At 58.4% G+C, this 13,503-nt stretch carries 15 protein-coding genes and 1 tRNA gene; 5 read left to right on the forward strand and 11 right to left on the reverse strand.

The genetic code is table 11. The features are described 5' to 3' along the window. The first annotated feature begins 497 nt into the window (after positions 1 to 497). The 4 genes from RVU70_RS02350 to RVU70_RS02365 all read left to right on the forward strand — a co-directional run bounded on the left by RVU70_RS02350 (position 498) and on the right by RVU70_RS02365 (position 4,318). Positions 498 to 2,615 carry a hypothetical protein gene (locus RVU70_RS02350; protein WP_363349483.1) on the forward strand — a complete coding sequence of 706 codons (2,118 nt, stop codon included), beginning with the start codon at positions 498 to 500 and terminating at the stop codon, positions 2,613 to 2,615. Positions 2,616 to 3,073: 458 nt separating this feature from the next. Continuing rightward, positions 3,074 to 3,379 (forward strand): hypothetical protein, encoded by a 306-nt coding sequence (locus RVU70_RS02355; RefSeq protein WP_363349484.1) that lies wholly within the window; start codon positions 3,074 to 3,076, stop codon positions 3,377 to 3,379. A gap of 110 nt (positions 3,380 to 3,489) precedes the next feature. After that, the gene (locus RVU70_RS02360) at positions 3,490 to 3,825 is read left to right on the forward strand and encodes a hypothetical protein (RefSeq protein ID WP_363349485.1); all 336 of its coding nucleotides are present in this window, start codon (positions 3,490 to 3,492) and stop codon (positions 3,823 to 3,825) included. Positions 3,826 to 3,889: 64 nt separating this feature from the next. Then, a complete protein-coding gene (locus tag RVU70_RS02365) occupies positions 3,890 to 4,318 on the forward strand; it encodes a hypothetical protein (protein WP_363349486.1) in 429 nt (142 codons plus the stop codon). Positions 4,319 to 4,335: 17 nt separating this feature from the next. Here RVU70_RS02365 and RVU70_RS02370 read toward each other — a convergent pair whose 3' ends face one another. The 5 genes from RVU70_RS02370 to RVU70_RS02385 all read right to left on the reverse strand — a co-directional run bounded on the left by RVU70_RS02370 (position 4,336) and on the right by RVU70_RS02385 (position 6,596). Next, positions 4,336 to 4,698 carry a YidB family protein gene (locus RVU70_RS02370; protein ID WP_363349487.1) on the reverse strand — a complete coding sequence of 121 codons (363 nt, stop codon included), beginning with the start codon at positions 4,696 to 4,698 and terminating at the stop codon, positions 4,336 to 4,338. Between the two features lie 31 nt (positions 4,699 to 4,729). Further along, on the reverse strand, positions 4,730 to 4,966 hold the full coding sequence (locus RVU70_RS21585) for an ArdC-like ssDNA-binding domain-containing protein (RefSeq protein ID WP_405044838.1): 237 nt from the start codon (positions 4,964 to 4,966) through the stop codon (positions 4,730 to 4,732). A gap of 82 nt (positions 4,967 to 5,048) precedes the next feature. After that, positions 5,049 to 5,267, reverse strand: coding sequence for a GCG_CRPN prefix-to-repeats domain-containing protein (locus RVU70_RS21590; RefSeq protein ID WP_405044839.1), 219 nt, complete (start codon positions 5,265 to 5,267; stop codon positions 5,049 to 5,051). A 324-nt stretch (positions 5,268 to 5,591) separates the two neighbouring features. Further along, positions 5,592 to 5,858, reverse strand: a complete 267-nt coding sequence (locus RVU70_RS02380; RefSeq protein WP_363349489.1) for a hypothetical protein — start codon at positions 5,856 to 5,858, stop codon at positions 5,592 to 5,594. A 459-nt stretch (positions 5,859 to 6,317) separates the two neighbouring features. Further along, positions 6,318 to 6,596 (reverse strand): hypothetical protein, encoded by a 279-nt coding sequence (locus RVU70_RS02385; RefSeq protein ID WP_363349490.1) that lies wholly within the window; start codon positions 6,594 to 6,596, stop codon positions 6,318 to 6,320. A gap of 1,084 nt (positions 6,597 to 7,680) precedes the next feature. Here RVU70_RS02385 and RVU70_RS02390 point away from each other — a divergent pair. Continuing rightward, positions 7,681 to 8,121 (forward strand): hypothetical protein, encoded by a 441-nt coding sequence (locus tag RVU70_RS02390; protein ID WP_363349491.1) that lies wholly within the window; start codon positions 7,681 to 7,683, stop codon positions 8,119 to 8,121. A gap of 50 nt (positions 8,122 to 8,171) precedes the next feature. Here RVU70_RS02390 and RVU70_RS02395 read toward each other — a convergent pair whose 3' ends face one another. From RVU70_RS02395 to RVU70_RS02420, 6 genes are all read right to left on the reverse strand, one after another. Beyond that, complete coding sequence (locus tag RVU70_RS02395) at positions 8,172 to 9,308, reverse strand: OmpA family protein (RefSeq protein WP_363349492.1); 1,137 nt, start codon at positions 9,306 to 9,308, stop codon at positions 8,172 to 8,174. Continuing rightward, complete coding sequence (gene minD / locus RVU70_RS02400; protein WP_363349493.1) at positions 9,227 to 10,042, reverse strand: septum site-determining protein MinD; 816 nt, start codon at positions 10,040 to 10,042, stop codon at positions 9,227 to 9,229. Before minD ends, RVU70_RS02395 begins: the two co-directional genes overlap by 82 nt. Positions 10,043 to 10,054: 12 nt before the next feature. Continuing rightward, positions 10,055 to 10,855: a septum site-determining protein MinC gene (gene minC, locus RVU70_RS02405; protein WP_363349494.1), complete on the reverse strand. Its 801-nt coding sequence runs from the start codon at positions 10,853 to 10,855 to the stop codon at positions 10,055 to 10,057. 380 nt (positions 10,856 to 11,235) lie between these two features. Continuing rightward, the gene (locus RVU70_RS02410; protein ID WP_363349495.1) at positions 11,236 to 11,538 is read right to left on the reverse strand and encodes a hypothetical protein; all 303 of its coding nucleotides are present in this window, start codon (positions 11,536 to 11,538) and stop codon (positions 11,236 to 11,238) included. 95 nt (positions 11,539 to 11,633) lie between these two features. After that, positions 11,634 to 12,047 (reverse strand): hypothetical protein, encoded by a 414-nt coding sequence (locus tag RVU70_RS02415; protein WP_363349496.1) that lies wholly within the window; start codon positions 12,045 to 12,047, stop codon positions 11,634 to 11,636. Between the two features lie 1,167 nt (positions 12,048 to 13,214). Beyond that, positions 13,215 to 13,288: transfer RNA gene (locus RVU70_RS02420), tRNA-Gln, on the reverse strand. Positions 13,289 to 13,503: the final 215 nt, after the last annotated feature.

Consider the following 13,503-nt stretch of genomic DNA (forward strand, 5'->3'; position numbering starts at 1 on the left):
AGCCCTTGTGGGAAGCACAGCGGCCGGCAGCAAGCCAGTGGGCGCTATACCGAAAAGAGCGAAAGCATCGGCAAGAGGCGGGACCTCTGGCGATCCGATGTGTCGTTGTCACGCCAGGGATGTGCAACGCGCGGACTGGGCCTTTTGATAAGGCGCTTGCACTCGCCGACATTTGCGCTTTTGATGACTCCTGGCCGATGGGTTTATTGGCCGCTTGTGCGACATCGGAACGCTACGTCTAGCCTGCGCTGCGTGCGCCGGGCGACCCCGATAACAATCGTAATGATTAAGATCTGCCAGTTCAGATACGCGGAATCGGCTAAGGTCCCAGGGTGAAATTGCTCTTGTAACCCAATATTTCATTGCATTACGCCGCCGCCACTATGGCTAAGAGAAAAGCTCGCGGCTTCGAAAGCGGCTCGGACACGTTGGCAGAAAAGCGAGCGGACTAAGTGCAAGCTGCGCAGACTTAGCGCACATTGATTTCGAGGGTCATCATGAACAAATTGCTCGCGATCCTGTTGCTCGCGCTGTCAATCGCAGGCTGCGAGAAAGAAAAAAGCCAGGGCATTTCGGAAGACATCAGCGCATGGCGGGTTGCGGAAAGCGACCCGATCGCAACTGTGGGGCATGGCGCGATTTTCAATCGCGAAGGGGAAGAAATCAATCCGTCGCCCGAGGCCGTCATCGACGCGCAGAGGTTTTACCTCAAGAAATTATACGGTTTGATGGACGAGCGGCGGCGCGGCGAATTCATCGCGGCCCAGCGTGGCCTGAACGAATTCAAATCCCGGTCCCAGTCTGAAGACATCCTGGCCAACGCCGCGCTGATCGCGCGCTTCATCGATGCGGCAGAACAGCGGGAGGCGCCGTTTTTAGCCAGCAAGAACGCCGCCCTGCTGGCGCGTTTCGTGCGGATAACGGATGATGGAGTTGAGACGAAGGACCCGCCTTCGGGCGGAATCCGTAAGGAGTTCTTTGATTATCTCAGGCGTCAAAATCTGCTGACTTTTTACGCCGCCACGAATGCCGGGGGAGCAAGCTATCTGGAGGAATGCCGCAAGTCGGGCGTGCCGCTGCCGTCGGATTGGGGAAGTCCAAATTGGCAATCGCGCGGCAAATTAAACATGAAGTTCATCAGCAGCGGCATCGAAGCGGAACTGTTCGCAATCGAGAGCGAGTCGCCCCGCGGCGTTTGCTTCGCTTTGCCGAGATCGGCGGGCGACACGATCAGCCTTCTCGGGATCATCTGTCTTGGCGTCGACACAAGCAAATCCTGCTATTGGGACAACCAACGCAACAAGCAGCAATATGATATTCCAAAAAATACGCCTGTTTCGATATCGGGCTTTGCTGGCGGGGCCGACCTGCAGGGCGGCACGGGAGGCGTTTGCACAGACTGTCACGCCGGAGAAAATCCCTACATCGTGCATCCCGCAGAGCCGATGGATCTGGGTTCCAAAATCATTCCCAAGACTTGGCTGGAACCGCTGGTTCATCCGAGCTGGCCGCAAAACCCCGGGCCGACCAACGCTCTGCAGGGAATCACGTTGACTTCAGGCGAGAGTTCCTGCTCCTCCTGTCACGACAGGCCTCCGGGCCGCCGTTTTCCCGAGGTTTCGACGGCGACGCCGGGCTATTGTTCGATCATCCTGCCCAAGGCGATCAAATTCACGATGCCGCCGAGCAATCCTGGCAACAACGCGTCTTACGCCAAGCATAAGGACGCGCTGACCGCCGCCTGCGCACAACCGCCCTCAGGCGGCATCGTCATCAATGGCGCCACGCAAACGGAGCCGACGTCGAGCCGCAGCGACACCGGCGGCGACCTCAGCGCCTGCGCGCCAAGCGGGGACTGTCCGCTCGGATTCTGCTACTGGCGTACGTTACATGGACCGTTTTGGCAAACGACGAAGTCCGAAATCCCGATTGGCGACGCCAATTATCGCGGCGGGTTCGCCCGCATCTACGCCGACGGCGGCAAATGGAAGTGGCGCGCCTTCGTCGATCCCACCGGTGGACCAGCCACCGCGCCGCCGGGCGGAACGGCCGAATGTGTCAATTACAATCAGATTGCCTCGGTTCCAGACCCCAAGAACTGCTACGCAAACATGTTCACTGTTTTCGATCCCGATGGCTCTCGCCTGGCGCAAAACATCGACGCCACCGTCACCGGCGCGGCGTCAGCAAACGTATTGTCGGGTTTTATCGGCAACGTTGCGATCGCCAATGCAGACAAGCGTCCTGACAAGCTCCACGTCTTCGAGACGGCCGGCAAAATCGCATTGCTGCAGGAGCACGCGCCGCCCTCCGGACTCAGACCCATGACCGGCGAATCCTGGACAAACGGATGCGCCGCGTGGTCGCCGCCGTTTGCAGCGACCGAGGTCCTTTCCACGTCGGATGTGCAGCTCGCGCCGTCCGACCAAGCCAATGATGTGCGATGCTACATCACCGGAATCACCGGCGCCTGGGCCAGCACGCGCGACGGCGGAAAAGCTCAACCCTTCGCGGAAATCTATAAGGGGCCGAACAAGGATATCCGGCTGCGCGTCTCGCCCGCAGGAGAAAACGACCGGGTAGGAGCCTATGCGTCGTGCGTTCGTTTGAAGTAAGCGCGGGGTAACGCCCCTCCTTGACATGTAGCCCAAACTCGAGCGCCGAAGCACATCTGCGCATGTGAGGAGGCCAAGCTAAACGAGCGACGCCAACCGAAGCAGCCACGAGGCCAGCGATGGCGCTCACGGTTGACGCGCTGCACATGAGCGGCCCGCCCTCTTGTCGGGCAGACCGCTCACGGCCGGAGATGCAATTTATACTGAACCCCCGTCAGTTAAGCGACCAAGCGCCTGCCCGTGAATTCGTAGAACTACGAACTACGCAGCGCACCCATCCGGCGAGGCGCGCGCGGTAACCACCTAGGAAAAATACTTACCCAATTTGGGTGCCCTCCCGACCCTGCAGGGTAATCCGAATTTAGCCAAAGAGGCGTCTAGCGCTTCCACGGAGCGGAGATAAAATTCCTAGCAGAAGCTAAGAAACGTAGCTTCTTTGAAGCCCGGAGGATTCTTTTATGAAAAAGCTGCTTCTCGTTTCGGCCGCTCTGGCCCTTTCCACCACCTTCGCTCTGGCAGGCGGTCTCGACATCAGCCAGTCGCTGAAGCTGAACCAGACGATCGGCGACACCTCGAAGGGCGGCTTCGCGCTCAATAAGGCTTTCATCGTGCAGGCGCAGGTTCCGGTCAACCCCGGCCACGGCGACATTACGCAGAAGTTGGACGTTGGCCAGAGCATCGGCGACACGTCGAAGGGTGGCACGGCCATCAACAAGGGCACGGTTATCCAGGCTCAGGTTCCGCTGAATTTCGGCGCTCCGTGAGAATAGCTCTGCGGTCTTGAAGTTGATCGCGGCCACATTGGCCGCGATCGCATCTCCAAAAATACTGAAGCGACCTGTCGTCGCCATTGACGACGGAAGGGAATAGACGAATGAAATATTGGCTTATTCCCGTCCTTGCTTGCATTGGCCTGGGCCAGGCGCACGCGGGCGACTTCATCAGCGTCAAGCCGAGCTTCATCGGCGTCAACTTCGGCAACAACCCGCTCTTGAGCGCCAAGGCCGGCGTGTCGCTGGGGCAACACAACACCGACAACGCCACCCAGACCAGCCTCGTCAATTTCTACGGCGTCCAACAAGTCGCCATTGGCAAGGCAGGAAGCTCGCTCAGCAACGATACGACGGTCACTCAAGTCGGGAACCAAAGCTACGCGGGCGTTGGCCAGCACATTGAGTCTTTGCCTCCTTTGCCATCCGGTCAACCCTAGTTGACCCCGGCGGGCCGATAAATGGGACGCAGGACACTGACGATGGCGTGCGGAGGTGGGGGCCATGTTCAAATCAGATTGGCCACATCACGAGCACGAATGGCGCAACTCTAAACGCGCTATTTTAGCTTATCACGTCGGCGGCTGGCGCGAGGGCGAGTCGCCGCTCGACGCCCTCGCCCGGGCTCTCGGCGTTTCGACGCACAATATTCAATTAGAGTCGACCGACTCCGCGGCCGACGAACTTGATCACCTTTCGGCCTGTCTCGGCGAAGACTGGGTCGACTTGTCGGGGCTTAACATCGCCGAAAGCGTCGCCCTCGCAATATCGGTGCTCAACGAAAAGCTCCGAGTCATTCCGCCTGAGGTCCGCGCCTTCTTTGATGCGCCGCGCAAGCTCGAGCCTTTACAGACCACCCATATTTTTAACGAGCCACGCGCCCGCTTGAATTGTGGCTCGGTTCGATACAGGAGCGAGCCACGGAACAGGTAGCCTTATTTACCGAGCGCTTATTTCGAAAAGGCTCGTTTGACGGCGATGGGCAGCAGTTCAGCCAATAGCTCGCGCGCTCGATCAACGGGCATTTCCGCCTTCTCTGCCATCGTGCGGAGGTCCCTCCAGCCCATGAGCTGCAACGCCTCGACGGAGTTGATGGGGAGGGGGCGATCTGAATCCCAGGAACGCACCTTGCCGATGAAGCCGGCGCTTTCAAAACGCCGCCTCACTTCGTCAATTCCACCCTGGGACTTAATGTAATCCTGCAGCAGGCCGAGCACTTTATCCCGTTCGTTCCGTTCGACCGTAACGATAACGGCTGAGGCCGGAACAAATGCGAAGGAGAAAAACTCGAAGAGGCGATTGATCCAGTTCATGTCACCCTCTAGCTTCATGCAACGGCTTCGGTTAACTGCCCCCATTATTGGGGCCAGAATAGGTCGCGTTCCTTGTGACTTCGTAAATGCCGGCCCGGTTGCAGCGACTGATTCCGATCTCGTGGCAATCTTTGCATGTGGCGACCTCGCCCTTGCGCACTTGTGCGCCGGCCTCGGCCCATTGCTTATAGGCCAACCAGGCGCCGGAGCCCGATACGCGCGAGGTCCTTGCTGGGAGCGCCCACAGCGCGAACCTCGCGGAGAGCATGGCGGCTATGAGTGGTTCAAAGGTTGTCGACAGCGACCGCCTGTGCGCCACTTCAGCTTGGCTTAAGCTTCGGGGAAACTGCTCACCTGAAACAACGAAGCGTGCCGTTTGGCATGCGAGTGGCTGGATGGCCGGTCCTTCTGAGGCACCAATCCTGATTTTGGCCGCCGAACACGCAATAACCCCACGCATTGCGGTGCCCGTTTGGACCGCAGCCGCCCAACGCCAAAGCAGGCGTAGCTACCGAAGATAACGAGGCCGAAAGAATTGCGGCGCAAAGCACAGCGGACAATTTCTTCATGATCCACCTATTTTTTTCGCCATCGTCACAAATGGCGATTTTGATGTTATCATGAGGAATTAACCTGGCTAGGTCAGGTAGAATTTTCAGTCAGGAGGCTTACCCGCCCCTCGCCGTTCTCAAGAGAGATTGAAGTCCGCCGCTCGCGCGCTCGCGTGGAAGGGTTCCAGCGTGCTTGCAATGAGCAAGACAGCCGGCGCGACGAGAGCAAGATTGCTGCGCTCTTTGTCAAGTCCGCACGAAACAAGGCTCGCAAGCCTCCCGGGGTTTGCCTGAAAAAGGAAGACAAACACCTTAACCAGCTACACTTCTGCTTAAGCAGCGTCACAGTGGGTAGTCGCGAATAGGATCGATGCCGGCCTCTGCAAGGAATTTACGCAGGGCTGCAACCTCGTCTTTTGAAAGGCTATGGTGGGTGTCGTGAAACCCATGTGCGACGCCATTCAACGTGACCAACAAATGGTTGTGCCGGCTATGGGTGACTTCAGCGCCAAGTTCTTCCAGCATTGATTTGACGATCTTCGGATCGATATTGCTGCTCATAGGGTGCGAAAACAAGGCATGCAGAGCTGTCCGATGCTTATGGTTCATTCGCGTTCCCTTCTTACCGCAAGAGTCCTTTCGTAATTAATTGCATGACGCAGATGCGATCCGCTGCAATAAAGAGACGTGGCCTATCCCCAGCGCCCGCTGAGCACAGCCGCAACATGCCCCGGGCCGAGTTGCTAATTGCGAGGGGCGACCGTTGACGATCTGCTTTGAGCAAACATAGAGCCACGCCCTGGTTTAGAGGCGCGTTAGGGTCACCGCGAGAATTATGACCATAGCCAGCATGCAAATTGGAATGAGCCATCCCATTCGAACCTCCCTGGGCTGAGGGCCGTCTACTTGTCTTAGCCACTTCACGCGATCATCCCAACTGAGCGGCCGGTTTCTGTCAAGCGCTACCGGCTCAACCCTGGCTGCCAAGGTGAAGAACCCCGTCCGAGCAAGCCTCAGCGAGGCACTCGACATGGGCCTGAGAGCGAGGCCGATATCGGTTCGCGTTCGCTAGCGTATTGATCCTTCACTTCGCGCTTGCATCCTGTTCCACACCCACGCGCCGGTGTAGCCGATGACATAGCCGAACACAGCCGTCATCAGGACGAGTGTCGCTGCCGCCGAAGGATTGAAAGGCCCGATCACGATGCTAAGACGGATCATGTGCGCCCACAGGATGAAGTCATAGATCGCCTGACCAACTCCTGTGGCGACCAGGACCGACCACACGAGGTGCCATCCTCCGAGCAGCGCGGCTCCGACTAAACCGACCCTATTCTTGTCCGCCATCGTCTCCTCCCCTCCCCCCTCGATAGTGAGAAGAGTTAGCGCGGTTGTGAAAGGCGCAGAGGTACGATGCCGGTAGATGCACCCTGTGCAGTCCCTCTATGACTGGATCGAAACGGCTTCGACGCTGTCGGTAGACTTTTGGTTTGGCAGACTTTTGGGCGGCGTCGTTTCAGCCCATGCCGTGGCAGTTCAACTCGTGATCCTCCCCCGCAAGCGCTTTGATCAATAACTGCATGAGGCTGGGTGTATGGGGGGGCAAAGAGACCACCGCCCGCTTTCGCTACGCGGAGCGATGCTCCCTTATCGGACTTAAGCTGCTAAGCCCACAACCTCAGATGTCTGTCATTCGATGAGTTCCGCGCCATCATAATTGTTCATCCTGGCCAAATAGCGGCCCCGTGATGGCAAAGGCCAATGACTACTCTCAAACCAACCGTTCTGACGCTGGCGCTTTTAGTAACGCCTACAGCTGTCGCGGCACAAGGCTTCGCTCAGTTCGGATTCAATCCGACTGTTCTAGCGCCATCGGCACGACTCTGGCTGCCACAGGGAGGCATAATAATCGTACCTCCGCAGAGGGCAGTACGATGGGGTGCAGCCCCGTTGGGACGAAGGATCTATCCCGCAGTGCGCATCTACAGCTACAAACCGTTTATCGACGAGAAACCTTGATTTCAGCAACTCTCATCAAGTCTCGTGACCGAGACGGCCCGCTGCTGCTGCCTCGGAGCGGGCACGGTTCAGGGCAATGGTCAGGCTGAAACTGATCCAGTGCGGAAAGTACGACGCAACCCCGATCGGAGGCGCCGCTAGCGCCATGGCTCAGCGTAATTGATCTGATGGGCACCCGCTGATAGGTCCAATTGGAGTATGCGCGTGTCGGACATGGCTGCATCGCAGCGAGCAGGTTCTTGTTGCAAGTCAGAAAGAGGTTCGGACTGCCAAGCCAACCTGATTAAGCTTCCGTTCACCGTCTCGTCGTTGCCCTGTTCGCTCCTGGCATAGAATAATTTATGATTTTCCAGTCGAGCTCTCCCCCGCTTCACGAAAGGCGAGTCGCAGAGTTCAAATTGGAAAGAGCAAAATGCAAAAATACCTCGGTGTTTTTGTGATTGGTGGAATAGTAGGCTTTGCCTGCGCGACCACCTTCAGCCCGAAGGTGGTCGTCAGCCAAAACCCTGTGCAAGCAGCCCCGGCTCTGACGATTGCAGTCGACGATCCACCCAATGAACACGTCCGGCACATGCGTGTCCATAAGACACCCACAGAGATAGAGGAAGCCCCGAAAGCGAGCCAAGCTTCGGCTGCCGATGAGCAAGCCAAACTATCAGTCGATGAAACACCCACCGGTTTGATCAAGCACTCCAAGCCCAGGAAGGTTAAGCTCGCTTCAAACAAGAAAAGGAAGATTGAAGGCGAGCAGGAGGCGGCCACCGGACAAGCGCCTCCAGCTGAAATCGAAAGTCCACCTCCTCGTGGCTTTTTCGAGACACTGTTTCAAGGCAATTTCACTAACCCGCGTTGATTAGAGCGGATAGGCTCATTCACGCGGCCGCCTTTGCCGCGAGTCTCATCTCACTTTGTGACGGTAAGCGAAACGCGCTGCCCTTGCCCACTGGTTTCCGTTGCATCGCCTGAGCGTTCGACGCGGTCGCGTCTGACTACCTGGGCGGTTATGCGCGATTTGTAGCCGCTGCGCGACAGCGCGCGAATGACGCTGTTCGCGCGAGCCCTCGAGAGCTTTGAGCCCGGCGCTCCTTTTGTGAATCCGTCGACATAGGCGTTCACGGAGATTCTGAGTTTCGGTCGCTGCGCCAAAATATTCGCAATATTCTGCAACTGCTCAGCAGACGCGGGGGTCAATATGGCGCTCGTCGGGCCAAAGCCAATCCTATCGAGATCGAATTCGCTGGAGCCGACTGACTCCTGTTTTAAAAAATCAGCGAGTCTTGTCTCGACGCTGAAGGCGGGAATGACGGTTTCCTTGTTGCTCTGAACCTTCATCTGCTCGCCGCTATCGAGGCTGCGAGTCATGGGCTGCACTGGCGTCGCATGGCCTTCCTCTCCCCGCGCCATGAGTTCTGACGACGAGGGCGACGACGGGCTCACGGCCGCTTCGCTCGTTTTCGTCGGAACAGGTTCATCGAGAGGCGGAAGCGATATTTTTTCCGATTGCGCCGACAACGCTGTCTCGGGCGAGCCCGTCGTCGCTTCGCTCTTATTGAGCCACCATGCCGCACCGCCCATGACGAGAATTACCGCAGCAGCCGAGAGCAAGGAAAGTTGTGAACGAAATGCTCCACCCATGTTTGCCGACGCAGCGATCGGTTGACTGATCGTTTCGGCCGCAGCCGCTCCGGTCGATGGCGGAAAAGCGCTCTGCAACGGCGCGATCTCCGATGGCTCGGCCGACTTTTCATTTTTGACCTCGATCTCGCGAGCGCAAGGATCGTCGCACCCCGAGGGCTTCACGTCATTTTTGTCCGGGACGACCGGGACATGCTCGATCGGTGCAGACAGAGCCTGCTGTTGCGCGCCGCCGACGATGGGCGGCTCCTCGGTTGCGGTGTTCCGCTCGCGTGCAAAGATTGTTTGCAGGCGCCCGCGCGCGATCGACGCCGAGGTGTCACTCATGCCGCCCTCCGACCTAACAATCTGCCAAGGAGACCCTGCCTCTTTGTGGGGGTATCGAAAGCTGTGCCGGCGCCGCACAACCGCCGCGCGGCCTCAGCATAGGCGCGGGCTGGAGCGCTCGCGGGCTTATGCAGCGTGATGGGTGAGCCGAGATTCGAAGCGGATAAAACCTCTTCGCTTTCAGGCACGACGCCGAGAAGCGGGAGCGCCAAAATCTCGACCACGTCGTCGACGCTCAACATGCTTCTGTGGGCGGCGCGGCCGGCGTCATAGCGTGTGAGCAGCAAATGCTTCTCGAGCTGCTCGCCTCTCTCGGCGCGTTCGGTCTTGGCGTCGAGCAGGCCAATAATTCGATCGGAATCGCGCACCGAAGAAACTTCGGCGTTGGTGACGATGACCGCGATGTCCGCGAAGCGCATCGCCAAAGTAGCCCCAACTTCGATTCCCGCCGGGCTATCGCAAATAACCCAGTCGAATTGCTCGCGCAGCTCGTCGACGACGCGGCGCACGCCGGATTCTGTGAGGGCATCCTTGTCCTGCGTCTGCGAGGCTGGCAGGAGATGCAAATTGTTAAGGTCTGCGCAAGGGATCAGCGCATCGTTCAGCTTCGCGTCGCCTTGCATCACGTTAATGAGGTCGTGGGCGACGCGCTGCTCCACGCCCATCACGAGATCAAGGTTCCGCAGGCCGATGTCGAAATCGACAACGACGACCTTCTGGCCCGCTTGGGCCAGAGCGGTTCCGAGAGCGGCGGTTGACGTCGTCTTTCCAACGCCTCCCTTACCGGAGGTAACGACCACAACTTTGGGCATGTGTTGCGCCTCTCAGTCAAACCTTGCGATTCTGATCTTCTGGTCCTCCAACCAAACTTGGACGGCCTGGCCGACGAGATTCGCGTCGATTTTTTCCGCCGTCATATAGACGCCGTTGACGGCTATGAGTTCGGCTTCGAGCCGGCGGCAAAAAATGCGGGCGCGCGCGTCGCCGTAGGCCCCGGCCATGACTCGTCCGCGTGCGGTTCCGTAAATATGGATCGATCCGCCGGCGACGACCTCGGAGCCCCAGGCGACCGAACCGATCACCGTCACGTCGTTCCTGCAAACGATAGATTGTCCGGAGCGCACCGGCTCTTCTACGACAAGCGGCGCGACGACCGCCGCGGGGGCGCCAGCATAGTCGGGCGATGAACGTCTTTGTTCCGCCTGCGGTCCGTTTCGAGTTTCGGCCGTCTCGTCGAAGCCGAGCGGTTCCTCTCGAGCAATCGCACCGGAAGTCCCGTCGCTTGAAGTTGCGAGGCCTGGTTTGCCGACGGTTGCAGGGGCGCGACCGCAGCTCAGGATTGGAGGAAGATCATCCGACGCCCACGAGGAATCTAAGCCTGAAAGGCCTATGATGCGAATGCGTCGCCGAGACAGGGATTCTACTAACGCCATCAAATCGGCGCGCCCGATGCTCAGTTTCGACACGTCGACGACGATCGGCTTCTTGGCGAACGACACCGGGAAGCGCGCCAAATATTCGTCGAGCCGGACGATCCAGTCGGGGACCGGCGCTTCCGGCTCGAGCGCGAGAAGAGGAAAGGACAGGCCTCGAAATCGGATGTGCTGAGCGAAAGATTGTGTCATGTCCGACTCTCGACGGGATAGAAGAGTTTCGCCTCGATATGGTTAACTGAGTGTTAACGCCTTGTCTTCGAGGCTTAAATTGTGTCGCAAACGCCAATTCTGATTTGTGGGCGATGCATCGGGGACGCACGCGACCCTTTGTCGAGCGCGCGGAAGGCAAAGAAATACTTCGAACCTCGAGATTTAAAGAATCAATCCGGTCGTGTCCAATCGCAATTGCGTTGGGGATTTGAGTGCGCTCGGAAATCTTTCGAGCGGCGCCTTGTCATCTTTCATGGCGCGCAGATCGTGTCGCGAAGATGCAATTCGGCCTGGGGCAGCCTTGCTCTTTTGTATGCCTTCGCGCCGACTCGCGCCAAGCGGCCTTCGTCTCGCGTCGTTTAATTGCCACCTGCTTTTTCGATGAATGTCGCTCTCATCTCGCTGGCCCTCGTTGTGGCTAAGGTTTGTTCTCGCTCGCCGGAGAAGGACAGCGCGTTGCAAGCGACGCTTGGCGGGAAAAAGCCGTCGACCAGAGCTTTGGCTTGGGTCACCACTTCGCTGCGTTGATTCGATTCGCGCGTCGAGGGAGGTTCTTTGCAGGCAAACATGTCGCCGGGAGGATAAATAAAGACGATCCACCCAGGCCCGAACGTCCGTATTTCCAACCGGTGGCCCCGGTAATATTCTATTTCTTCCGCCATCGTCTTTCTCGCATTTAACCCCGCTCACGAGGCGATGAGCATGATTTCCCTGCCGACAACCGACCGCCGGAGGCGTGGGATGATCCCGTTGTGGCTTATGTCGCGTATTCTTGTTTCGAGAACTTGTGAACGCCTCGAAGGTCACAAGTCTCGATGGCTTTGGCAAGCTCTGGCGCCAACTGGCGCAGGCCCATCTTTGCTCTGTGATCGTCAAACTGCATCGTACTCTCGCCCTTGAGCGCCTCTGCTAATCCCATTGATCGAATAAAGGCGGCGAGCGCGACGTAGCTGTCGTCAGCCCTGCTTCGGGGCGGCATCGTCGCGACAGCTCTGTCCCGAAGCTCGGTCAGCTTACCCTCGACGTAGTCCATTGCTTCGGGCCTCAGGACCTTGTGCAAGGTTCGATAGGTCACGAGCGCAGCCAAGGCGAAGCGGCTGTCCTGGGTCAAGCCATATCGCAACGCACAGACGACCAAGATGTCATAGAGTTTCCGCCGGTCCTCGCTCATGTCAGGCGGCCCTTTATTGGAGGGGAAGCGATTTGCAGCCGCGTCCGCGCGTCGCCGACAGCAGCGTGACCGATAGATCGTTCGGCGACCCGCGACGGCCCGGCTATCGTCTTCATAATATCGCCTGTCATCATGGGACCATTGCTTATGCGGAAGCGCGTCAGCGTTTGGAGTCGCGCGAATCAACACACAAAAAATATCCCTCTCCTTTGAGACAAGATAAGGGCGTCAACCACGCCATTCGCACATATACAGAGCGTGCTGACGATCGCCACATAAGCGTTCGAAGCGGAACTATCGCTGCGCGCTCACTGAACTGCGCAAGGTTCCCGGTTTTGGTCGATGCTGCGCGGGAAGCAGGATTCTCGCTTTACCGACGAGCAGGAAAAGCCTCTCGCATGCTACCGAGCTGGGGAGCTCGAGCGGATCAAGGTTACGTCTTGGATCCGCAGCGATGGCTCAGGAGCATGGGCGAGCTGGAGCTTCTGCATCACACAAGGGCAGTTCCGCCGCGATTCTACTGCTCGATTATATGAATTTCGCGAGCGCTGCGTTGATGGCCAAATTTGAAGGTGTTTTTCAACGTCGGCAAACTCGCGGTTCTTGGGGTTTTAATCTGCGCGGGCTTCCTACTCGGGAGTGACGGCTTCGATCTGATCTCAAACGCTTCGGCGCGCATTCGGAATCCAGCACAAGCCCGCCAACCGCGTTCTATAGAAATAAGAGATATTAAGGCGGGCGCGGGCCGAGTCGAAAACCCAGTTCGACCTGCGGCCGTCAAGGAGCAAGATGCACTTCGAATGACGAGCGGGGACGCGACAACCTAAATCCGCAGTGCCTTGAGCCAAGGTCGAGTCGATCAAGAGCGACGCCAAGAGAATGAATCCAGCCCACCAGTTCATCTCGTATTTCCGACGAGCCCTACCGTCGGAGTGAAAGCCTACGTACCGGTGAAAACGAGGGAGAAGGCTGGCCACGACGACAGAGTTGAAGCGATGGCTGCACGGCTGTGGCTACGGCGGGATTATCTCGCTGTGCTGCTGCGCCTGTCCTAGCTGGGCCATCCTCGCCAGTCAGCGCCCGGTCGAGTTGACGCCGCGCGTCTCATCGCCCAGTCGCGAGGTTTGCCGCACGAATGGCGGAGACACAGGAAATCAGGGGGTTAGCTGGCTGGGGGACCTGGATTCGAACCAAGATTAACGGAGTCAGAGTCCGCTGTTCTACCGTTGAACTATCCCCCAACGGGTTCGGCTTTTTGCGCCGAAGCGAGACGTGATCTAGAGAGAGCCGCGCGCGCTGTCAACCGCCCCGCCGCGGGATCGCGCCGCCGGACCATGAGCCAAGCCCGGGCGGGCCGCCCCTTGCGGGCGGGTCCGCAATCCTGCATTTAGGATAATGACGCGAATGGGGTCGCGCGAGCGGCGAAGGCGCGAGAAACCGGTTATCGCGGGAGCAT

This window comes from Methylocystis echinoides (assembly GCF_040687965.1).
Taxonomy (GTDB): domain Bacteria; phylum Pseudomonadota; class Alphaproteobacteria; order Rhizobiales; family Beijerinckiaceae; genus Methylocystis; species Methylocystis echinoides_A.

Excerpts from the sequence above, each read along its gene's own strand:
- RVU70_RS02350 (WP_363349483.1), top strand. The coding sequence starts at position 498 with ATGAACAAATTGCTCGCGATCCTGTTGCTCGCGCTGTCAATCGCAGGC.
- RVU70_RS02355 (WP_363349484.1), top strand. The coding sequence starts at position 3,074 with ATGAAAAAGCTGCTTCTCGTTTCGGCCGCTCTGGCCCTTTCCACCACC.
- RVU70_RS02360 (WP_363349485.1), top strand. The coding sequence starts at position 3,490 with ATGAAATATTGGCTTATTCCCGTCCTTGCTTGCATTGGCCTGGGCCAG.
- RVU70_RS02365 (WP_363349486.1), top strand. The coding sequence starts at position 3,890 with ATGTTCAAATCAGATTGGCCACATCACGAGCACGAATGGCGCAACTCT.
- RVU70_RS02370 (WP_363349487.1), bottom strand. The coding sequence starts at position 4,698 with ATGAACTGGATCAATCGCCTCTTCGAGTTTTTCTCCTTCGCATTTGTT.
- RVU70_RS21585 (WP_405044838.1), bottom strand. The coding sequence starts at position 4,966 with ATGCTCTCCGCGAGGTTCGCGCTGTGGGCGCTCCCAGCAAGGACCTCG.
- RVU70_RS21590 (WP_405044839.1), bottom strand. The coding sequence starts at position 5,267 with ATGAAGAAATTGTCCGCTGTGCTTTGCGCCGCAATTCTTTCGGCCTCG.
- RVU70_RS02380 (WP_363349489.1), bottom strand. The coding sequence starts at position 5,858 with ATGAACCATAAGCATCGGACAGCTCTGCATGCCTTGTTTTCGCACCCT.
- RVU70_RS02385 (WP_363349490.1), bottom strand. The coding sequence starts at position 6,596 with ATGGCGGACAAGAATAGGGTCGGTTTAGTCGGAGCCGCGCTGCTCGGA.
- RVU70_RS02390 (WP_363349491.1), top strand. The coding sequence starts at position 7,681 with ATGCAAAAATACCTCGGTGTTTTTGTGATTGGTGGAATAGTAGGCTTT.
- minD (WP_363349493.1), bottom strand. The coding sequence starts at position 10,042 with ATGCCCAAAGTTGTGGTCGTTACCTCCGGTAAGGGAGGCGTTGGAAAG.
- minC (WP_363349494.1), bottom strand. The coding sequence starts at position 10,855 with ATGACACAATCTTTCGCTCAGCACATCCGATTTCGAGGCCTGTCCTTT.
- RVU70_RS02410 (WP_363349495.1), bottom strand. The coding sequence starts at position 11,538 with ATGGCGGAAGAAATAGAATATTACCGGGGCCACCGGTTGGAAATACGG.
- RVU70_RS02415 (WP_363349496.1), bottom strand. The coding sequence starts at position 12,047 with ATGAGCGAGGACCGGCGGAAACTCTATGACATCTTGGTCGTCTGTGCG.